18 protein-coding genes are annotated in these 23554 nt (G+C 37.0%); 17 read left to right on the forward strand and 1 reads right to left on the reverse strand.

What is annotated here, in order from left to right; all coding sequences use genetic code 11:
• The first annotated feature begins 23 nt into the window (after window positions 1–23).
• From WMO38_RS11030 to purF, 17 genes are all read left to right on the forward strand, one after another.
• Window positions 24–647, forward strand: a complete 624-nt coding sequence (locus WMO38_RS11030; RefSeq protein WP_021867080.1) for a cyclodeaminase/cyclohydrolase family protein — start codon at window positions 24–26, stop codon at window positions 645–647.
• Window positions 648–722: 75 nt separating this feature from the next.
• Window positions 723–1562, forward strand: a complete 840-nt coding sequence (locus tag WMO38_RS11035) for a bifunctional 5,10-methylenetetrahydrofolate dehydrogenase/5,10-methenyltetrahydrofolate cyclohydrolase (RefSeq protein WP_349162704.1) — start codon at window positions 723–725, stop codon at window positions 1560–1562.
• Between the two features lie 256 nt (window positions 1563–1818).
• The gene (locus WMO38_RS11040; RefSeq protein WP_349162706.1) at window positions 1819–2439 is read left to right on the forward strand and encodes a hypothetical protein; all 621 of its coding nucleotides are present in this window, start codon (window positions 1819–1821) and stop codon (window positions 2437–2439) included.
• A 26-nt stretch (window positions 2440–2465) separates the two neighbouring features.
• Window positions 2466–3137, forward strand: coding sequence for a hypothetical protein (locus WMO38_RS11045; RefSeq protein WP_349162707.1), 672 nt, complete (start codon window positions 2466–2468; stop codon window positions 3135–3137).
• 139 nt (window positions 3138–3276) lie between these two features.
• On the forward strand, window positions 3277–7704 hold the full coding sequence (locus WMO38_RS11050) for a metallophosphoesterase (protein ID WP_349162708.1): 4428 nt from the start codon (window positions 3277–3279) through the stop codon (window positions 7702–7704).
• Window positions 7705–7708: 4 nt separating this feature from the next.
• Window positions 7709–8830 (forward strand): YibE/F family protein, encoded by a 1122-nt coding sequence (locus WMO38_RS11055; RefSeq protein ID WP_349162709.1) that lies wholly within the window; start codon window positions 7709–7711, stop codon window positions 8828–8830.
• 162 nt (window positions 8831–8992) lie between these two features.
• Window positions 8993–10528, forward strand: coding sequence for a hypothetical protein (locus WMO38_RS11060; RefSeq protein WP_349162711.1), 1536 nt, complete (start codon window positions 8993–8995; stop codon window positions 10526–10528).
• A gap of 15 nt (window positions 10529–10543) precedes the next feature.
• A complete protein-coding gene (locus WMO38_RS11065; protein WP_349162712.1) occupies window positions 10544–11200 on the forward strand; it encodes a hypothetical protein in 657 nt (218 codons plus the stop codon).
• Window positions 11190–11852, forward strand: a complete 663-nt coding sequence (locus WMO38_RS11070) for a hypothetical protein (protein WP_349162713.1) — start codon at window positions 11190–11192, stop codon at window positions 11850–11852. Before WMO38_RS11065 ends, WMO38_RS11070 begins: the two co-directional genes overlap by 11 nt.
• A gap of 34 nt (window positions 11853–11886) precedes the next feature.
• Window positions 11887–12516, forward strand: coding sequence for a hypothetical protein (locus WMO38_RS11075; RefSeq protein WP_349162715.1), 630 nt, complete (start codon window positions 11887–11889; stop codon window positions 12514–12516).
• A 457-nt stretch (window positions 12517–12973) separates the two neighbouring features.
• Window positions 12974–14719 carry an aspartate--tRNA ligase gene (aspS, locus tag WMO38_RS11080; protein WP_349162716.1) on the forward strand — a complete coding sequence of 582 codons (1746 nt, stop codon included), beginning with the start codon at window positions 12974–12976 and terminating at the stop codon, window positions 14717–14719.
• Window positions 14720–14843: 124 nt separating this feature from the next.
• Entirely contained in the window at window positions 14844–15137 is a 294-nt protein-coding gene (gene gatC / locus WMO38_RS11085) for an Asp-tRNA(Asn)/Glu-tRNA(Gln) amidotransferase subunit GatC (protein ID WP_021867073.1), read from the forward strand.
• A gap of 12 nt (window positions 15138–15149) precedes the next feature.
• Window positions 15150–16595, forward strand: coding sequence for an Asp-tRNA(Asn)/Glu-tRNA(Gln) amidotransferase subunit GatA (gatA, locus tag WMO38_RS11090; RefSeq protein WP_186836398.1), 1446 nt, complete (start codon window positions 15150–15152; stop codon window positions 16593–16595).
• A 15-nt stretch (window positions 16596–16610) separates the two neighbouring features.
• Window positions 16611–18044 carry an Asp-tRNA(Asn)/Glu-tRNA(Gln) amidotransferase subunit GatB gene (gatB, locus tag WMO38_RS11095; protein ID WP_349162717.1) on the forward strand — a complete coding sequence of 478 codons (1434 nt, stop codon included), beginning with the start codon at window positions 16611–16613 and terminating at the stop codon, window positions 18042–18044.
• A 112-nt stretch (window positions 18045–18156) separates the two neighbouring features.
• Entirely contained in the window at window positions 18157–19512 is a 1356-nt protein-coding gene (locus tag WMO38_RS11100; RefSeq protein ID WP_349162718.1) for a glycoside hydrolase family 28 protein, read from the forward strand.
• 392 nt (window positions 19513–19904) lie between these two features.
• Window positions 19905–20780 (forward strand): phosphoribosylaminoimidazolesuccinocarboxamide synthase, encoded by an 876-nt coding sequence (locus WMO38_RS11105; RefSeq protein ID WP_021867069.1) that lies wholly within the window; start codon window positions 19905–19907, stop codon window positions 20778–20780.
• 30 nt (window positions 20781–20810) lie between these two features.
• On the forward strand, window positions 20811–22250 hold the full coding sequence (purF, locus tag WMO38_RS11110) for an amidophosphoribosyltransferase (RefSeq protein ID WP_349162720.1): 1440 nt from the start codon (window positions 20811–20813) through the stop codon (window positions 22248–22250).
• 104 nt (window positions 22251–22354) lie between these two features.
• On the opposite strand, the gene WMO38_RS11115 is transcribed toward purF, so the two are convergent.
• Window positions 22355–23455: an aldo/keto reductase gene (locus tag WMO38_RS11115; protein WP_349162722.1), complete on the reverse strand. Its 1101-nt coding sequence runs from the start codon at window positions 23453–23455 to the stop codon at window positions 22355–22357.
• Between the last annotated feature and the right edge of the window lie 99 nt (window positions 23456–23554).

Consider the following 23554-nt stretch of genomic DNA (forward strand, 5'->3'; position numbering starts at 1 on the left):
AAAGAAAGGATTGGCGTATTATTATGACACAGCAGAGTATGGATACATTTTTAAAAACATTATCAAGTTCGGCACCTGTTCCCGGCGGCGGAGGTGCGAGTGCATATGTTGCGGCAGTCGGCATGTCGCTTGGATCAATGGTTGCCAATCTTACAACAGGCAAGAAAAAATATGCCGAGTATCAGGAAGAAATTGAGCAGATAATCGAAAAAGCAGGGAAGCTCACAGATGAACTTGCCGATTATATGCAAAAAGATGCAGTTGCATTTGAACCATTGTCAAAAGCATACGGACTTCCAAAAGATACAGAAGAAGAGAAAGCACACAGAGAAGAAGTTCTTGAAAAGTGTCTTGTGGCAGCAAGTGAAACACCTCTTGAATTAATGGAGAAAATTCTTGAATCAATGAAAATTCTTGAAAGACTTTCTGTTATAGGAAGTACACTTGCAATAAGTGATGTCGGTGTAGGCATACAGATGGCAAAAGCTGCTTTAAACGGTGCGTCTCTTAACGTATTTATTAATACAAAGCTTATGAAAAATATGGTTGTTGCAGATGATATGAATATGCGTGCTGATGAAATGCTGGTACAGGGAAATGAGCTTGCGGACAGCATTTATGAGACTGTAATGGACAAGGTAAGGTAAATAACAATAATATTGGCATAAATGTACGGGATTTTTTGGCATAGGTTGAGCATAAAAGTACAAGGGAGTATGAAAATGGAAATTTTAAAGGGGTTGCCTGTTGCACAGGCTATTAATGAAGAACTTATAAAAGAATCACAGGAGGCTGGTATCAAGCCGCATCTTGCGATTATCCGTGTGGGGGAGCGTCCCGACGATTGTTCGTATGAACGCGGTGCGACAAAAAAGATGGATAAGGTCGGATTTGACTGCACATCATATGTATTTCCTCAGGATATAACAGATGAGGAATTCCAGAAAGAATTTGACAAGATTAATAAAGATGACAATATAGACGGAATCCTTCTTTTAAGACCGCTTCCTAAGCATATCAATGAAAAAGCAATAGAAGAAAGAATCAACCCGGTAAAAGACCTTGACGGAATTTCTCCGATTAATCTTGCAAAAGTATACGCAGGCGATGTAAACGGTTTTGCACCGTGTACGGCGGAAGCTGTAATTGAAATGCTTGATTATGCCGGGATTGACCTGACAGGAAAGAGAGTTACGGTAGTCGGCAGAAGCCTTGTAATCGGAAAACCTGTTGCAATGATGCTTATGAAAAAAAATGCGACTGTTACTGTATGCCACACTAAGACAAAAGATATGGCAGAAACATGCCGTAATGCAGAAGTGCTTGTTGCGGCGGCGGGTTCTGCAAAGATGATAAAGCCTGATTATGTCGCTGATAATGCGGTTGTAATTGACGTCGGAATCAATGTGGACGAAAGCGGAAATCTGTGCGGTGATGTCGATTTTGACAGCGTGTCAGAAAAGACATCGGTTATTACGCCTGTTCCCGGCGGAGTAGGTTCAGTGACAACATCGGTTCTTGCAAAGCATCTTCTTCGTGCGGCGAAGATGAGAAAATTGTAATTGAACTCTCAGAAAAAATATTTAACAATTAATATAAAAATTGTAGACAGAAAAATAAAAAACAGCTATACTTATACCTGTATAAATACAAAAATATGTTATTTATGCACAAACAGTACAGGGATAGCTGTTTTTTGCTATGCTGTTATGAAAATACATGCACTTGTGCAGATGTGTTTGATAGTTACAAATCAGAGTAGTATCAGCAAAGAATAGGGGTTTTTGTAATTGGGTGCATAAATATTAGGAGAATCAAATGAAGAAAAAATTAACATTAGCGATAGCGGCGTATGTGCTGCTGGTAGCAGGAATATTAACATACATATATTGTCCGAGAACAGTAATAAAAAATACAGCAATGTGGTATGAAAAAGATTTTACAATACCAGTATTTTGTAAGACGGTAAAATTCAAACAGTTGTATGATATTGGATTATATGATGGTCAATTTGAAGTAAGCAAAAAACAGGCAGAAAAAATTGTTATGCAGTTAGATAATGCAGTTGAAAGGTATGAAATGTCAAAAAAGCAGTCGTGTTCTGAATTGACATATAAAGAAATTGAAATAAAAGAGAATACTACTGACGTTGAAAAACTAACGGATTCAAGTCTTGAAAAAAATATTGTAATTAGTGATGTGTGGAATTTGAGTGAAAATATTGAAGTATTAGGATTTTATTATGTAGTGTCACCGATTTGGGATGTTAATTGTGATGATGGAACTCATCCGCCAAGATCATTATTTTATGATGGAAATATGATTGATAGATCTATACCGTATTGTAATATGATTGTTTATAAAGACACAAATAACAAATATTATTTCCGTATATGCAGATGTGTACGAAGAGACTGGTTTAAACCACAAGAGTGGTAAAAAGAAATGTGTTGAGGGCAAATCATATGAAGAAAAAATTAATAATAGCAATAATGGGATACATGGTATTAGTTGCAGGAATATTGTGCTATGCACAATCTCCGTGCGTAGTTATAAAGAATACAGTTATGCCATATGAAAAAGATTTTACAATGCCGGAATCTTGTAAAAAAATATTATTTCAGCGTAAAAAAATTGAAGTTAAATATAAAAAATATGCTGACGTATATGAAGCTAAATTTGAAATAAGCAAAAAAGAGGCTGCCAATATGGTGAATCAGTTAAATAGTGACAGACAAAGATATTTAACGGCGGTTGAAAACAGCAAAGGCGGCGGTGATGAAGAAAGAGAACAATTAGAAAAGACAACGAAAGTATATAATCTTACAAGGCTTTATAGTTATGATAGTGCAATTAGCAGTTTTGCATGTGATGTCTGGGAACAGGGGGAAAAAAACATGATGGATAAAAATGGGAAAATTATAGGATATTATGTGACAGGAACCAAGTTGTTTGCAGAAGATTTTGAAGACGGGGAAGATATAGATATTGTGCCAAAGAATTTTATACTTATATATAAAAATCTAGATGACAAATATTATATATGCATAAAAAGATGGGCATATAGAGATTGGGATTATACATTAAGAGAGTGGGAGTTTAAGGAGAAAGAATTAAAAGAAGAAAATAAGCAGTGATAATCTAGTATTATATTTTGAAAAATTTTACAAAGTTTTACATAAATTTCTTCAAATTGTGATATTGGATTTTACATGACATTACTATAATTATGACGTTTTCAAATGTTTGAGCAATTATACTAATAAGGAGAACGTCATGAAAAGGAGAAAAAAACGGATTGTAGCGGGAACTGTGGCTGCTGTTATGATAGCAGGCAGTATCTTAGGTAATATTTCACCGCTTATTGCGAGCGAGACAGGCGGTGCAGATGTTTCGGTAAATGAGAGTTTTAACAAAGAGGGACTTTGGCTTACGGAGATTTATCAGAATGACGTAGACCGGAGTGTGAAGAATAATTCAAGAGAAAAAAGTGGTTACGAAAGTATCAGGTTATATAAAAGTACAACCGATTTGATGGAATTTGTCGAGATTACAAGTACATATGAAAATCCTGTTAATTTTAACGATACATATGAGTTTATATATAACGATACAGTTCAAGAAGTTACAACAATGGATGATAATGCTGATGTTGTAATACAGCCGGAAGAGAAGGTTGTACTGTGGAATTATAGAAGTGATGTCACAACTACGATTCCTACAGAAACAGAATTCAGGGAAGAGATGAGAATTCCTGACGATGCAGTTGTTCTTAAAGTTACAAGTGGTGTGAACTGGGGCGTTACATCAACATTTTCATTAAAAACAAAAGCCGGCAATAATGTGGTTTCAACATTTACGGCTACGGATAAGGTTAATACAACGGACGGATTTTCGGTTGAGCTTTCAATTCCCGATATTGGAAATGAAATGGAAGTATACCGCGATATGTGTGAGCCTTCACCGGGATATGTATACTCAGGACAACTTAATGGTCTTGTAAAGGCTAAAGTTCCTGATTCACAGATTGCCAACGGTGTGTTTATTACGGAAGTAAGACCGAATGATATAAACAGAAGCAGTGTATATGGAATCAGTGATGATTTGATGGAATGTGTCGAAGTTGTCAATACAACAGACCATGATGTTGATTTGAATAACGAATATCAGTTTGGATATGAAGTTAAAGAGGGCAGCAGAAAAATTCTTGATGTAAGCTGTTATGATGAAAATACAGAGTCGGGTATAGGTTCATCTGATAACTGCGTTATTCCGGCAGGAAAAACAGCGGTAATATGGTTTTACAGAATTAATTTTCTGAAAAATTATACAAGTTTTCCTACAGAGAAAGAATTCCGTGATGCTTATAAAATAAGTGAAGATGTTCCAGTGTACATTGTTACGGGTCAGAATGGTATGAACAATACAGACCGTGCAGTTGAGATTTATAAGAAAAATTCTGACGGAACAAGAAAACTTGTGTCAAATTACTGCTATGTTGGTAATTCTGACTGCAAGGATAACAAATCGGCTGAACTTATGGTAAATCCAGAAGGACCTGAAATGCTTCTTAAAACAGCAAATGCAGCAACTTCAATGGGAACTGCAAGCACAGAACAGTATACATATGCAAAAGATGATGGTTCAGCATTGACTTTACAGCTTAATGATACTGTTCCAAAATCTATTATGCAGGGTGATGAGTTAAGAGTTGATTTCCATTTTGAGCAGACAGGAAATCTTGCAAGAACAGGTATCAGTACATATTACAGATTTGACGGAACAGGAAGCTGGAATAAAACAACAGAAGTAAACAGGAGAGTTCCTAATCTTTATGAAGTATTGATTCCTGCGGATGAATTATTTTCACATGATTATGTTGAATTTTACGTGAGTGCGGATAACAGATACCGCAGCACATTAAGTAATATTTACAAGGTGGAAATTAACAAATTAAATGAAACTGACGGAATCAGAACAAATATAGGTGATAAAGAGGAAGTCAGTGGAATCGTAACAATGACAGCTAATGACGGAGGCAATAATTTATCATCAAAAATATATATTGATGATATTGAACGCACAACAACGCCAATGCTTGAAGACGGAGCGTATTTTACATTCCATGCTGACGGCAGGGACAGCTATTTCAGAAATGCTGTTACAACAACATATAATGAAACAATTGCTTCAATAGGAAAGTGGCAGTACCAAATACTTGATGGTCAGGCACTTAATATTGATAACAGATATTTTACTTATAATGAGGAAAATTCATCATATGATGTAACGCTTCGTTTTTGGGCTGGTACATATGGCACGACAGTTGACGAATATCTTATGCCGGATGCGAACAGAGAAGATTTTACAGTTAAAAATCTTGCATTAAAACTTATAAATGGAAATGTTTATTATCCGGTGTCAATCGGACCGGATGATGCAGCTACAAGTGCAAAGACAAATCTTAACACATCATATGGTACAGTTCATTATATTGGTGATTCAGCCGGTATGTGCCCATATATGGATGTGAGTTTTACAGTTCCGGCTACAGAAGTTACTGCAGTTGGTACACAGGTGGATACAACAAAGCTTTCAGAAGGTGAACATACTTTAAAGGTAACTGACGGCATAAATACAAAAGAAGTTACTTTTATTGTGGATAACAAAGCTCCTGAGATTGAGCTTGGTGTAAAAGATGGTGACATTTTGGGTGGAAATATTACACTCAGTCCTAAAGTTACAGAAACAAATACACTGGAAGAATTCGTTGTGGCTCTTGACGGCGAGCAGATTAATGGTACATATGAAACAACCTCTTTTGCTTTGGGCGACGGACAGCATACAATTACAGCATTTGCAAAAGATGCTGCAGGAAATGAGACAACAAAGACAGCGGTATTTATGGCAGACAGTGCAAAGGTAACAATTAAGGACGGTTTAACATCGGATATTACGGATAACAGTGCTTCTCTTTATCTTAACCTTGAAAATGTCAAGTCAGATACAACGGCAACATTTTACAGGGCTGAAAGGATAAAAGCCGACAGTATAAAAACAGATACATCAGAAGGTATTCTTCCGTATATACAGTACACGGTAAATGTACCTGATGTAAAAGATGATGAAATTATTGCCGCAAACTGGGACGGTGAAGATTCAAACAGTAACGATACGCATGCAAGTACAATGTACGTTTTAAATACTGCTTCAAATAAGTGGGATGAAATCGCAAAAGCAGATGAAAACGGAACAATAAAAGAAGCCGGATTTACAGCTGCAAATCATGTAAAAGACGGAAATGCGACGATTATTGTCCAGTGTACTGCTGATTCATCACTTCCGGAACTTGATACAGTTACTGATAAAAAAGTAAATAATAATGCAGACTGGGACGGTACAAATGTTCCGGACGATTACGATTTCTGTTTCGCGTGGGAGACGGATACACAGTATTATGCGGAGGAATGGCAGCATCATTTTACTAATATTAATAACTGGATTGTAAATAATGCGGATGAACGTAAAATTAAATATGTTATTCATACAGGCGATATTGTAGATGATGTCGATATGACATATGAGTGGGAAAATGCAGACGAAGCAATGGGTATTCTTGACAAAGCAGGCATGCCTTACGGCGTTCTTGGCGGAAATCACGATGTTGCGGCAGGTCTTGCAGATTATGAAAATTATTACAAATATTTCGGAGAAAACAGATTTAAGACACAGCCTACATATAGTGGAACATATCAGAACAATAAAGGCCATTATGATTTGATAAGTGAGGGCGGACAGGATTTTATCATTGTATACATGAGCTGGAATATTTATCAGGACGAAATTGACTGGATGAATCAGGTCCTTTCACAGTACAGTGACAGAAAGGCAATCCTTTGCTTCCATACATACACAAATGTAAAGCAGAGCGGCGGAACTTATCTTGATTATTATGGACAGCTTGTACAGAAATATGTTGTTGAAAAGAATCCTAATGTATTTGCGGTATTAAACGGTCATTATCACGGCTCATCGTATGAGACTGTAATGTTTGATGATGACGGCGACGGCAGGAATGACAGAACAGTATATCAGATTTGTACCGATTATCAGTCAGGATTTGAAGGCGGTAACGAATATATTAAGTTCCTATATTTTGACCTTGATAATAACAAGATTTATATGAATTCATATTCTCCTTGCATGGACGATTTTAACTATTATGATACAGAACTTCACACGTTAAATGTAGAAGGTGCATCGGCAACGGGCGTTGACCAGATGGTTCTCGACGTTAATTTCAATACGAAAGAGCAGACAATTCTTGAAAAGAGCTTTTCAGCTTACGTGTATACAAATGAGAAGCTTGGAAACGTAAATGCGGAAGCAGACGGTGCAACAGGAAAAGCTGTACTTGAATTGACAAATCTTAAAGAAAATACAGATTATGCGTGGTATGCGGTTGTAACCAATACAGCGTCGGATATTGAAAAGAGCGGTGTATATGAATTTACGACAGCAAAGAAAAATGAAAGTGTCAATACGGGCGGCAGCGATTCAGATAATCAGGAAAATACAAATTCTGATAAGCTTATTGGTTCGATTGAAACAGGTGACAGGGCAAAGATATGGCTGTTTGTGCTTCTTGGACTGTCAGCGGCAGGTATCGGGGCAGTTACCGTTATAAAGAAAAAAGAGGCATAATTTAATGGATAACAGGAGAAATTTATATAAAAGAGTTCTCCGTGTACTTCTTCCGATGGTGATTCTTGCGGGGATTATCATCGGAAGTTGTCAAATTAAGAGAACTCATATCAAAGCAAATAATAATGTTGTATATGTAAAAGCAAAGGTCACACAAATTATAGAAGATAATTCGGACGGACAGCCATTCGGCGGTGCACAGAAAGTATCCGCAAAGATTACCGGCGGTCAGTATAAGGGGCAGAATTGTGAACTTGATAACTCAAATTCATTTCAAAGAGGTGCATTCTGCACGACAGGAACAAAGGTTATTGCGGTAGTAAAAGATATAGATGGTGTGATTACGGGTTCTGTGTACAATTATGACAGGACAATGATGGTATATGTTCTGCTTGGGCTGTTTTCGCTTTGTCTTGTGCTTGTCGGAGGCAAAAAAGGAGCAGCGGCACTCTACGCACTGATATTTACATTTATATGTGTAATATGTATGTATGTTCCGCTTCTTTATATCGGTCTGAACGGGATATTTGCGGCACTTCTCACATCGGTTGTGATTCTTGCGGCGTCGATATATATATTAAACGGAGTTTCTTCAAAGACGGTCTGTGCAATAATCGGAACAACAGTAGGCATAGTTTTGTCGGGAGGCCTTGCAATGATTGCGGGCAGCCTTTCAAATCTCAACGGATATAACATGTCTGATGCGGAATCAATGATATATATAGCCAACAGTTCAAAACTGCATGTTTCGGATATTTTGTATGCGGGAATATTAATATCGTCACTCGGTGCGGTGATGGACGTAAGCGTATCTATAGTTGCCGCTATAACCGAGATTCACGAAAAGGCACCTGATTTGAAAGCAAAAGAGCTGTTTATGTCAGGTATGCACGTCGGACACGATATGATGGGAACCATGTCAAATACGCTCATTCTTGCATACACGGGTTCGGCAACGGGAACACTTCTTACGATATATTCTTATGAGATGCCTTACCTTCAGATTATGGGTTACAATTCCATAATAACAGAAATAGTCTGCGGACTCTGCGGTACAATCGGCGTGATACTGACGGTTCCGATACAGGCATTTATAACGACGGTGGCGTTGAAATTTAAAAAGTAGGCATATTTAAAATATAAAAGTGATTGACACGAAAATATTAATCAGTTACACTTGTACTTGTATAAATACAAAAATATGTGTTTTATTAACAAAAGTGCAGGCGTAACTGTTTTTTTATTTTTAATTATGCCTGATGAGTAAATAAGACAAAAGAGGAGGATTATGAAAAAAATTAAATTGTTATTTCAAATGATGATTGTGTGCTTTGTTTTTCTTATGTGCATGTTTAAAAACACAAGTAAAGCATATGCAGGATTGGAACAGGTGGAATGTGTTGTAAGTGAAATAGAGATATGCAATATATGCGGTCATAGATATGATGGAGGACAGTGTACACATGTGAAAGGTGTTACTTATAACTATAATGTGTGTAGTCCGGAAGAGATAAAGTATTGTAATATATGTGGTGAAGACATACGTTATTGTGAACATGTTGAAGGCTGGGAATATGGGGGTGAGATTTGTGATACATATGAGTGGTGTAATATATGCGGAAAAGATATGTTTGATAAGAATAGCGGATGTACTCATGTAAAAGGAAGATATTATAATCAAATGGAATGTTCACCATATACAATATATGTGTGTAGTATTTGTAATGAGAATTACTGGGGCGGTGAATGTCCGCATAATGAGGGATCGTGGTATGATGAGGGGTATTGTGAACTTGATCAGGTTGAGATATGTAATATATGCGGGTATATGATGGGAAGTGATAGATGTTCACATGATGTAGGTGAATTTTATGGTGGAACAGAATGTAGGACTATTGTAAGGTGTAAAATTTGTAATAATGATTATTATGATGCAAATGGAGCATGTCCTCATGAAGCAGGACACCGTTATGGAGGGACGGTATGTGAAACCAATATAATAAAAATCTGTAATTTGTGTGGAAAAGATTACAATGATCCAAGTGCATGTGGACATTGGGAAGGACAGCATTATGGCGGACAAGAGTGTAGTGTAACACAGATGAAGATATGCAGCGTGTGTAAAGATGAGTACGATAAATGTTTGCACATAAGAGGTAAAGAGTATAAAAATATTGCATATTATTTTTATATTGAGGACAGAAAAGAACAGTCAGAAAGTGATGTGGCTGATTTAATAACTATAAAAGAGGATGAGAGTAATCCTTATAATTATAAAAATAAAATATATGCAGTTGTTAAGTTTGAAACAAACAATGAAGAAAAGTTTAGAGAAGCATGGGAAAATGTAGGCAAATTTAATGAGAGTGCATGTTGCGTATATGCGGTTATGATGAACATGCATGGAACGCCGACAGAAATATCAAATGGCCCCGGGAAAGGTTATAGTCTGAGAATGAATATTGATGATATTAATTCGCTTGAAAGAAAGCCTGTTCAAAGACTTATACTTTTGCAGTGTTCGGTCGGAAATGTGGATTATGCAGGAGAAAATATTGCATCTGCATTTGCAAAAAAAATAAGCGGACAGGTGTTGGCAGGAGATGCGGAAGTAAATGTGAAAAAATACTATAAACTAAATAGTAGAGATGATGCAAATGACCAATTTTTTTCTGAAAAATCAGAAATATATGTAAGATATGAGGCAGTGGGAAATGGTTGGTATTTTTATAAATATGATCTGGATGAAAAAAGTATAACGTATACAAAATTAAGTGGAAATTCATATAGAATATATCAATTAATAAATATGTTTTCTGTTTAGATAATAGGTGGAAATATGAAAAAAACAAAAATAAAAATAAAAATAGGCATTATATTAAGTTTGTTTTTTATAATAATGTGTTTGAACATATACAAACAAAGCCCGAGATACATAATAAAAGATACGGTTATGTGGTATGAAAAAGATTTTACAATACCGTTATTCTGCAAAAAAGTGAAGTTTGAGTATGATAAAAAGAGCGGTAATTATACAGGAAAGTTTGCAATAAGTGAAAAACAAAAAGATAGCTTATTTGATAATTTAAAAGAATTTAACGAAAGAAGCGTAAATGTAACAAATAGTATTGATAAATATAAAGGCAATTTAAGAGATTTGGATAAAAAAACGCTTAATACAACGATGGTATCATATAATCTTTTATATAAGTATTATTTTAAAAAAGAAAAAAAGAGAGACGATATACAGATAGATAAAATATATCCGGAAGAATGGATGCTGGAAAACTGTGATGAGTTAATAGCAATTTATTTAACAGAACCCAGATATATAAAAGACAGTTGTGATGAAACTGTTTTATCCGATTATAGTAACTTGATTAATGGAAAGGTGCCAAGGTGTTGCATAGTTATATATAAAGATAAAACCGGAAAGTATTATTTTTGCATAAAAAGAACAGATTATTCCGACTGGGACGGACCAGATGTTTGGTAACAATGTTTTAGCAGAAAATATGAAAGGCGATAAAGTGAAAACAAAAATAAAAATAGGCATTATATTAGTATTAAGTATGTTAATGATAATAATATGCAGGAATATATACAAACAAAGCCCGAGATACATAATAAAAGATACGGTTATGTGGTATGAAAAAGATTTTACAATACCGTTATTCTGTAAAAAAGTGAGGTTTGAGTATGATGATGAAACTGGAGAGTACGCAGGTAAATTTTTAATTACTAAAAAACAGGTTGATAAAATTAAAAAGAAATTAATTAGTGCGAGTGCAAGGTACGGAGATTCACTATTTGCACAAAATGAGTACGAAGGGGAGGATATACGTGAATTAAGTGAAAAAATATTAAATACAACTGACGTTTCTCGGAATCTGTTGTATACAACAGATATGGGAAAAGTAAAAAAGATAGATATTGATTCTCAGAAAATTTTTCCGGAAAGTTGGCTGATAGAAAATGAGGAAAATTTGATATTATTATATGCAATTATGCCACAATATGGATATGCAAGATTATTTAATGAGAGCGATATAAAAAACGTACCAATTAGTTATGTCCTTATATATATGGATAAAGAAGGAAAATATTATTTTTGTATAAAAAGAGCAGAACCTTCTAATTGGGAATGACTTGATATGAGATAACAATGTTTTAGCAGAAAATATGAAAGGTGATAAAGTGAAAACAAAAATAAAAATAGGCATTATATTAATATCAAGCTTGTTTTTTATAATAATATGCCGGAATATATACAAACAAAGTCCGAGATACATAATAAAAGATACGGTTATGTGGTATGAAAAAGATTTTACAATACCGTTATTCTGTAAAAAAGTGAAGTTTGATTATGACCGTGAAACAGATACTTATACAGGAAAGTTTTGTTTAAACGAGGCAGACAAAGATAAGTTAATGGATAAGCTTGAAAATGCACATGAAAGGTCCAAAGAGCAGCAGTATATATATTTTCAAGAAATGGGACGTCCAATAAGAAAATTGGGAGAAGTTGTATTGAATACAACTATAGTTTCGGATAATCATGCAGAAAAACAGAATATAGATTCAGAAAAAATATATCCTGAAAGCTGGATGTTGGAGGATAATGCAGAACTTATAGGGTATTATTGGACATCTCCAAGATATATAGATAGTGTGACACTGTTTCAGGATATAAATGATTACGGAAAAATACCATATTGCTATATAGTTATATATAAAAATACAGAAGGAAAATATTATTTATGTGTAAAAAGAACTTATTTTGATGATTGGGATGGACCGGAAAGCTTGTGAAAATTTTTAAATAATCCTTGAATTAAATATTTTCATATGTTATGATACCAATATCGGAGTGTCTTTGACAGGCGGACAGCTGGTTAAGACATTAACAGAATATATTAAAGACTGAGAAAGAGACTCTTTTTCATGGAACCTGACAGGAAAGTGGTGTCACCGGCTGAGAGCACCCACAGGGAATTGGCTGAGGGAACGCTCTGGAGTTGGATAGCTGAACCAATAATATGTAAGATATGGTGGCTAGGCTATTTCGTTGCACGCGTTAAGTGCTAATGAGAGATATGTGATTTTTGTAAGTGCATATCTGATGCGGGTGGTACCGCGGATAATAAGTTTATTCGCCCCGGGATACAGTTAATGTATTCCGGGGCTTTTATGTGTGGCAATATTTAAAATATATTTTGGCTCACATAAGGCTTTTTCAAAAAGAGCGTAGTTAAGAAAGGAGATTACGATGTCAAACATTTACAGAGACAGAACATTAAATCAGGTCAGTGAACAGGATATTGACAGCAATTTAAGAGTAGCGGGCTGGGTAGAGAATATCCGTGACCACGGCGGCGTATCATTTATCGATTTAAGAGATATGTATGGTGTGCTTCAGGTAGTTATAAGAGATGCAGAACTTTTAAAAGGAATTAAAAAAGAGGAATGTATCAGTGTAGAAGGTATCATGGAAAAGAGGGATGAAGAAACTTATAATCCTAAGATTCCTTCAGGTACAATTGAGCTTGAAGCTAAGAAGATTACAATGCTTGGACAGGTTTATCAGACACTTCCTTTTGAGGTTATGACATCAAAAGAAGTAAGAGAAGATGTTCGTCTCAAGTATCGTTATCTCGATCTTAGAAATCAGAAAGTAAAAGATAATATTATTTTCCGTTCAAAGGTTATATCATTTCTTCGCCAGAAAATGACAGATATGGGATTTTTGGAGATTCAGACACCTATTCTTTGTGCCTCTTCTCCTGAAGGTGCAAGAGATTATATCGTTCCATCAAGAAAATACAAGGGAAAATTCTATGCACTTCCACAGGCACCACAGCAGTATAAGCAGCTTCTTATGGTATCCGGTTTTGATAAATATTTTCAGGTTGCACCATGTTTCAGGGATGAAGATGCAAGAGCTGACCGTTCGCCGGGAGAATTCTATCAGCTTGACTTTGAGATGAGCTTTGCAACACAGGAAGATGTTTTCCGTGTAGGTGAGGAAGTTCTCTCAGAAACATTTGAAAAATTTGCACCAAAGGGATTCAAGGTTACACAGGCTCCTTATCCAATCATAAGCTACAAGCAGGCTATGCTTGAGTTTGGTTCAGACAAGCCTGACCTCAGAAATCCGTTAAGAATTATAGACCTTTCTGAATTTTTTAATAAATGTACTTTCAAGCCGTTCCAGAATAAGACTGTAAGAGCTATCAATGTTCATGCAAAGCTTTCAAAGGGACAGCATGAAAAGCTCCTCAAGTTTGCTACAGGTCTCGGAATGGGCGGTCTCGGTTATCTTGAAGTATTAGATGACCTTTCATATAAGGGACCAATTGATAAGTTTATTCCAGATGAGTTAAAGGGTGAAATCAGAGAACTTGCAGGACTTCAGGCAGGAGATACAATTTTCTTCATGGCTGATAAAGAAGACAGAGCTGCATATTATGCAGGACAGATTAGAACAGAACTCGGTGAAAGACTCGACCTTATTGAAAAAGATGCTTACCGTTTCTGTTATGTCAACGATTTCCCAATGTTTGAAAGAGACCCGGAGACAAAGAAGATTGGATTTACACATAATCCTTTCTCAATGCCACAGGGTGGTCTTGAAGCATTAAATACAAAAGACCCGCTTGATATTCTTGCTTATCAGTATGATATTGTTTGTAACGGTGTAGAACTTTCTTCAGGTGCCGTAAGAAACCATGATATGCAGATAATGGTTAAGGCATTTGAAATTGCAGGATATGATGAAGAAGTATTAAAGGAGAAGTTCGGAGCGTTGTATAACGCATTCCAGTTCGGTGCACCGCCACACGCAGGTATGGCACCTGGTATCGACAGAATGATTATGCTTCTTACAAATGAGGAAAATATCCGTGAAGTTATCGCATTCCCAATGAGCGGTACTGCACAGGATCTTATGTGTGGTGCTCCTAATGAGGTAACAGAGCAGCAGCTTAGAGAAGTTCACATAAAAGTCCGTGATTAAAATACGCATGAGAACAATGTGCGGCAGTGCCGCACATTGGATTTTGCTTCGCAAAACAAGGAGGACAAATCCTCTCCTCGCCGTGAGGGGCTCGGATTTTGCTTCGCAAAACAAGGAGGATTATATGGCAAACGTAATTGATGACGCAACGATTGATTATGTAGGTATCCTTGCCAAGCTTGAACTTTCTGACGAAGAAAAAGAACAGGCTAAGAAAGATATGGCGAGCATGCTTGATTATATTGACCAGCTTAATGAGCTTGATACAACAGGCGTTGAGCCTATGTCACACGTATTTCCTATTGAAAATGTAATGCGTGAAGATGTTGTTACTAACGGTGATGAAAGCGAAAAAACACTTTTCAACGCACCTGAAAGAAAAGACAAGACATTTGTTGTACCAAAAACTGTTGAATAGAAAGGAGCGGCCATGGGATTGTTGGATTTGACAGCAGTGGAACTTGCCGGGCAGATTAAGTCGGGAAAAACCACAGCGGTAGAGGCAATGGAAGCTGTTATTGCAAACATTGACAGCAAAGAAGAAGAGCTTAACTGTTATGTTACATTTGACAGGGAAGCAGCACTTTCGGCAGCAAAAGAAGCCCAGAAAAAGATTGAGGCAGGGGAACTTACAGGACCTCTTGCAGGTGTGCCGATTGCAATAAAAGATAACATGTGTACAGAGGGTGTTCTTACAACATGTTCATCAAAAATATTAGGAAACTTTATACCACAGTTTTCAAGCGAAGCTGTAAAAAGAATAGAAGAAGCGGGAGCTGTTGTCATCGGAAAGACAAACATGGACGAATTTGCCATGGGTTCTACAACCGAGACATCAGCTTACGGTCCGACCAAGAATCCGTGGAACACAGAGCATGTACCGGGCGGTTCTTCAGGCGGTTCGGCTGCGGCAGTTGCAGCAAATGAGTGCTTTTGTGCACTTGGTTCTGACACAGGCGGTTCTATACGACAGCCTGCATCATACTGCGGTGTTGTCGGCATGAAACCGACATACGGAACAGTTTCACGTTACGGACTTATCGCATACGGTTCATCTCTTGACCAGATTGGACCTCTTTGTAAAGACGTTACGGACTGTGCAACTATCATGGAAGTAATCGCATCACATGATAAGAAAGATTCAACATCAGTTGAAAGAAAAGATACAGATTTTACATCAGCACTTGTAGATGATGTTGCTGGAATGAGAATCGGTATTCCGAGAGATTATTTCGGAGAAGGTCTTGACCCGCAGGTAAAAGAGGCGGTTCTTTCGGCAGCGGAAGTTTTAAAGTCAAAAGGTGCTATTGTTGAAGAATTTGATTTGAGTCTTGTAGAGTATGCTATTCCGACTTATTATACAATAGCAGCAGCAGAAGCAAGTTCAAATCTTGAAAGATTCGACGGTGTAAAATACGGTTTCCGAGCAAAAGATTATGACGGACTTCACAGCATGTATAAAAAGACGCGTTCAGAAGGATTCGGGCCTGAGGTTAAGAGAAGAATCATGCTTGGTTCATTCGTATTAAGTTCAGGTTATTACGATGCTTATTATCTTAAAGCACTTCGTGTAAAAGCCATGATAAAGAAGGCTTTTGATGAGGCATTTGCAAAGTATGACGTAATACTCGGACCTGTTGCACCTACAACAGCCCCTAAGCTCGGTTCATCACTTGCAGACCCTATCAAGATGTATCTTGGTGATATTTATACAATTTCCGTAAATCTTGCAGGACTTCCGGGCATAAGCGTTCCGTGCGGAAAAGACGATAACGGTCTTCCTATAGGTGTCCAGCTTATCGGTGACTGCTTTAATGAAAAGAAATTAATTCAGACTGCCTACGCATATGAGCAGGCACGCGGTAAATTTGAGTAAGGAGGAAAAAATAATATGTCGAAACAATACGAAACAGTTATTGGCCTTGAAGTTCATGTAGAACTGGCTACCAAAACAAAGATTTTCTGCGGCTGTTCAACAGCATTCGGCGGTGCACCTAATACACATACATGCCCTGTCTGCACAGGTATGCCGGGCTCGCTTCCTGTCCTTAACAAACAGGTTGTGGAGTATGCGGCAGCAGTTGGTCTTGCTACAAATTGTTCAATAACACAGCACTGCAAATTTGACAGAAAGAATTATTTTTATCCTGATAACCCACAGAATTATCAGATTTCACAGTTATATCTTCCGATATGCCGTAACGGACATGTTGATATTAAGCTTGAAGATGGAACAGAGAAGGCAATAAGAATCCATGAAATCCACATGGAAGAAGATGCCGGAAAACTTGTCCATGATGACTGGGAAGATGTTTCATATGTTGATTACAACCGTTCAGGCGTTCCGCTCATCGAAATCGTATCTGAGCCTGATATGAGAAGTGCAGAGGAAGTAATCGCTTATCTTGAAAAATTAAGACTTATAATACAGTATCTCGGAGCATCTGATTGCAAACTTCAGGAGGGTTCAATGAGAGCCGATGTAAACCTTTCGGTAAGGGAAGTCGGAAGTACAGAATTCGGCACAAGAACAGAGACAAAGAATCTTAACTCATTTTCTGCTATTTCAAGAGCTATTGAAGCAGAGCGTGACAGACAGATTGATTTGATTGAATCGGGAGAAGCCGTTATTCAGGAAACAAGAAGATGGGACGACAATAAGGCGTATTCATATGCAATGCGTTCAAAGGAAGATGCACAGGATTACAGATATTTCCCAGACCCAGACCTTGTTCCGCTTAACATAAGCGATGAGTGGCTTGGTGAAATCAGAAGCCGTCAGCCTGAGTTTAAGACAGAAAAAATGGCACGTTATGCCACAGAGTATGGAATTCCTGAATATGACATTAATCTTATTACAGATTCCAAGAAACTTGCTGATATTTTTGAGGCAACAACATCACTTTGCAATCAGCCAAAGAAAGTTTCTAACTGGATTCTCGGCGAGACAATGAGAATTCTTAAAGATAAGGACATGGAGCCTGAAGATATTACATTTTCACCTGAAAATCTTGCAAAGCTTATCAAGCTTGTAGAGGCAGGTACTATCAACGGTTCTGTTGCAAAAGACATATTTGCCGTTATATTTGACGAAGATGTAGACCCTGAAGCCTATGTGAAAGAAAAAGGTCTTGCACAGGTGAGCGATGAGGGCGAGCTTCGTTCGGTAGTTGAAAAAGTGATTGCAGACAATCCGCAGTCAGTTGAAGATTACAGAAATGGTAAAGATAAAGCAATCGGTTTCCTTGTCGGGCAGACGATGAAAGCAATGAAAGGAAAAGCAAATCCTGGTCTTGTAAATAAAATTTTAAAAGAGCTTTTATAATAAAATCATGAAAAGCCGGGCTGGTTATGCAGTCCGGCTTTGTTAGAAAATAAATTCGGTAAGTACAGAATCAAGAATAATTAGATGAGAAAAATTTTATAAGGAGAAATTTATGTTAAAAGAAAATTTTAAAGTGGCAGTTCCTGAATTTCCTGATAGAAAGACATCAATTACAGCATATGGTGCTGTTAAAAATGTATATGATGACGATACAGGAAGAATAAATGCAAGAGTCATAAATGAGGCAATAAAAAGTATGTCGTCACAGGGCGGCGGTACGGTAGTAATTCCGCAGGGGGTATGGATGACATCACCAATCAGGCTTTTATCCGGGGTTCGTCTTTATCTTGAACGTGGAGCAGTTCTTAAATTCACAAAAAATAAGAAAGACTATCCGTTAGTTATTACTAATTATGAAGGTCAGGAATGTATAAGAACAGTTTCACCTATTTCAGCGGACGGAGCTGAAAATATCGCAATAAGCGGATATGGTGTTATAGATGGAAGCGGCGATTTATGGCGTCCTGTAAAACAGTTCAAGCTTACAGAAAGACAGTGGGATGCACTCCTTAAAAAGAGCGATTATGTTATTGAAACAAAAGAGGGTGGCATATGGTTTCCGTCAGAAAGTGCATATCTTGGAAACAAAGCAAATATTCAGGGAAAAACACATGACATATTGCCACAGGCGGCAGATTATTATGATTTTTACAGACCTGTTATGGTTGAAATTAAAAATTGCAGCAATGTACTTCTGGAACAGGCAACATTTATGAATTCTCCTGCATGGAACATACATCCGATATTCTGTAAAAATCTTACTGTGCGTGACATTACGGTAAGCAATCCGTATTATGCACAAAATGGTGATGGAATAGACGTTGAATCGTGCCACAATGTTGAAATATACAACAGCACATTTGAAACAGGTGATGATGCAATCTGCATAAAATCAGGAAAAAATGCTGAGGCGAGAACATTTGAAGACCCATGCGAAAATCTTTATATACATGATTGCATAGTAAATGAAGGCCATGGCGGATTCGTAATCGGAAGTGAGATGTCGCGTGATGTAAAAAATATACTCGTCGAAAACTGTACATTTGCAGGCACAGACGTTGGTATCCGCATAAAGAGTGCAATGGGACGTGGCGGTGTTGTAGAAGACATTACAATCCGTAATATTAATATGATAGACATAAAAAACGAAGCTGTAATCCTCACGATGGGATATGTGCTCAATTTACTTGATAAAAATGAGACGATTGCACAGGTTGATGAGAGCGATGTGCCGTATTTCAAAAATATCCTAATTGAGCAGATAGAATGTAACGGCTGTGATACAGCGGTAAAAATCGAGCCGATAAGTGGCCGTGAAAATACAATTTCCGATATTACTATAAAAAATTCTGTGTTTGCAGCTAATAAAGAAAATGTGATAAATGGGGAAAATATAGTTATCATATAAAAAGAATGAAAATATATTGATGTTCTGTATATACAAAAGTTGCTGCCGTATTGGAAGTAATGACATTATTTAATTTAACTGCGTGCGGTGGCAAAACTGAAAATACAAATAAAAAATCTTGAGCTGAAAACAACGGTGACAGATGGATTTTCTATATATCAAGCAGATTTTGCCGGTTGCGAGAGTGATGTTATGCAGTGGCTTGATAAGGTGGGAATAAGCAGGTAAAATCAATATTATTTTTGCATAAAACACACAGATTATTGATTTTGATATTTCTTTGTTATATAATTTATCTGTGTTGCTTTAAAAAGTGACATGCTTAACCAATATTAATATAATGGCATGTGTCCTTATGCTGGGACAGACATGTACAGAAACGGAGGATTATAATGGAAAACTTAAAATTACTTTATGAAGGAAAAGTAAGAGAAGTTTATGACAATGGTGACAGCTTGATAATGGTTGCAACAGACCGTATATCAGCATTTGACAATATCCTGAAGAACAAGATTACTGATAAGGGTGCTATTCTTACTCAGATGTCAAAGTTCTGGTTTGATTATACAAAGGACGTAGTTCCTAATCATATGATTTCTGTAGATGTTAATGATATGCCTGAATTCTTCCATAAGGATGAGTATAAAGGCAGAAGCATGAAGTGCAAGAAGTTAAAGATGCTTCCTATTGAATGTATCGTAAGAGGTTATATCACAGGCAGCGGCTGGGCAAGCTACAAAGAAAACGGAACAGTCTGTGGCATTAAGCTTCCTGAAGGATTACAGGAGTCTGAAAAGCTTCCTGAGCCAATCTACACACCAAGTACAAAAGCTGAAGTTGGCGACCATGACGAGAATATTTCATATGAGAGAAGTATTGAAGTTCTTGAAAAAGCATTTCCTGGAAAAGGCGAATACTATGCTACAAAAATAAAGGACTGCACAATCACACTTTATAAGAAATGTGCAGAATATGCACTCAGCAAAGGCATTATAATTGCTGATACAAAGTTTGAATTCGGTCTTGATGAAGATGGCAATGTGGTAATCGGCGATGAGATGCTCACACCGGACAGTTCAAGATTCTGGCCATTGGAAGGCTATAAGCCTGGTCAGGGACAGCCTTCATTCGATAAACAGTTTGTAAGAGACTGGTTAAAGGCAAATCCTGATAATGATTTACTTCTTCCTGATGAGGTTGTAACAAAGACCGTTGACAAGTACAAAGAAGCATATGAACTTTTAACAGGCACACCATTTTCTAAATGATTTTAGACAAATAAGAGTATGGAGAAGTTGATGGATAACAATAATATTATGAATACAGCTGATTTTGACGTGCTTCATGAGGAGTGCGGAGTATTCGGTGCATATGATTTTGATGGAGAAGACGTTGCATCTACAATATACTATGGTCTTTTTGCATTACAACACAGAGGACAGGAAAGCTGCGGTATTGCCGTAAGTGATACCAATGGTCCTAAGGGCAAGGTAATGTCTTACAAAGATATGGGTCTTGTAAATGAAGTATTTAATCCGGAAAATCTTGAAAAATTAAAAGGAAATATCGGTGTTGGACATGTGCGTTATTCGACAGCTGGCAGCAGTGTCCGTGAGAATGCACAGCCTCTTGTTCTTAATTATGTCAAGGGAACACTCGGTATGGCACATAATGGTAATCTTCTTAATGCAGTAGAGCTGCGTGAAGAATTGTCATATACAGGTGCTATTTTTCAGACAACTATTGATTCAGAAGTAATTGCATACCTTATTGCGAGAGAAAGACTCAAAGTAGGAACTGTCGAAGAGGCAGTTAAAAATGCAATGTTAAAGATAAAAGGTGCTTATTCGCTTGTGGTAATGAGTCCGAGAAAGCTTATCGGTGCAAGAGACCCATTTGGATTTAAGCCGCTTTGCATTGGTAAGAGAGATAATACATATTTCTTATCATCAGAGACATGTGCTCTTGATACTGTAGGTGCGGAATTTGTAAGAGATGTACTTCCGGGTGAAGTTGTAACAATTACAAGCAAAGGAATTGAATCTGATACATCGCTTTGTCAGAAAAATAACGCAAGATGTATATTTGAATATATTTATTTTGCAAGACCTGATAGTAAGATTGATGGAATGGGTGTATATGAATCAAGAATTAACGCAGGACGTATTCTTGCAAAAACTCATCCTGTAGATGCAGATTTGGTTGTGGGTGTTCCTGAATCGGGAAATCCTGCGGCACTTGGATTTTCACTTGAATCAGGTATTCCTTACGGAAATGCATTTATAAAAAATAACTATGTCGGAAGAACTTTCATCAAGCCGAAACAGGCACAGAGAGAATCAAGCGTAAAAGTTAAGCTTAACGTATTAAAAGAAGCAGTTGCCGGAAAGAGAGTTGTTATGATTGATGACTCAATCGTAAGAGGTACAACAAGTGCAAGAATTGTAAGCCTTCTTAAAAATTCCGGAGCAAAGGAAGTTCATGTGCGTATAAGCTCACCGCCGTTTAAACATCCTTGTTATTTCGGTACGGATATTCCGTCAGAAGACCAGCTTATCGCTACAGGAAAGACAGTAGATGAAATCTGTAAAATAATAGGAGCAGATTCGCTCGGTTATCTTGAAGTTGACAGATTAAGCGAGATGATTTGTGGAGGAACGGGATTCTGTGATGCCTGCTTTACAGGTAATTATCCGATGGATCCGCCTACACGGGACATTCGTGGAGAGATGGGCTGATTAAAATTAAAAATCAATTTTAGTGTATACATAAAACCGTCAGAATCCGTGCAATAACGGATCTGGCGGTTTTTGCTTTTTATTAATTAATTATTTTTTACATATTATTTTTCAAAGGCTGCAATCTTTTTGAGATTGTCAGGAATTGCAATATGCTGCGGACAGTTCTTTTCGCAGCGGTGGCAGTTCAGACAGTCTGAAGATTTTCCGCGGTTATAAATTATGCGGTTGTGGTACATGTTTGAAAAATTATTGTTAATTTTATAGTTGTTGTAAAGACCAAAAAGCTGTGGTATAGGTATGTTTTTCGGACAGACTTCCATACAGTAGCCACATGATGTACAAGGAATTTCAACCGATTTTTCAATTATTTTAATAACTTTTTCAAGAATTTCTTTTTCATCTTCATTAAGCGGTGTGAGATTATCAAAAACAGAAGTGTTATCAAGTACCTGTTCCATTGTATTCATGCCGCTTAAAACCATAAAAACATTATCAAGTGAAGCCGCAAACCGGAGAGCATATGATGCAGGTGAAGCATCTGGATTGAATTCTCTTAACAAATCAGCAGCTTCTTTTGGAAGATTTGCAAGAGTACCCCCCTTTACAGGCTCCATTACAATAATAGGTTTGCCGTGTCTTACGACAGTTTCGTAGCACAGACGAGATTGTATTATTTTGTTATTCCAGTCAAAATAATTAATCTGAAGCTGTACAAAATCGACATCAGGGTGTTCTGTAAGGATTCTGTCAAGAGTTTCAGCATCATCGTGAAATGAAAATCCAAATTTTCTGATTTTTCCTTCTTTTTTCATCTCTTCGGCAAATTCAAATCCACCGAATTCAGTGGTCTTTGCATATCTGTCTTTTCCCATGTTGTGCATAAGATAATAGTCAAAATATTCGGCACCGGTTCTTTCAAGCTGTCTGTTAAAGTACATAGGATATTCATCACCGGATTTTACAAGAATGGTAGGCATCTTGTCTGCAAGTATGTAATCTTTGCGGTCATACCTTTCGGTCAGGGCTTTTTTAATTGCCCCTTCAGATTTTTCATCATGATAAGGATATGCTGTATCAAAATAATTAAATCCTTTTTCAATAAATTTATCTGCAAGCTGATTAAAATAATTCTGGTCAATGCTTGTCTTATCCTCTGGATTAATAAGAGGGAGTCTCATGGTTCCGAAACCTAATTTTTTCATAAATACTCCATTCTGCCACAATAGATATTTTTTGTGGCATATTATATACGTGTGTAACGAGCCAAAGTCCGTGCTTGCACGAGACCTTGGCGACTGCCG

The sequence above is a fragment of the Lachnospira hominis (ex Hitch et al. 2025) genome (genome assembly GCF_040096395.1).
Lineage (GTDB): Bacteria > Bacillota > Clostridia > Lachnospirales > Lachnospiraceae > Lachnospira > Lachnospira hominis.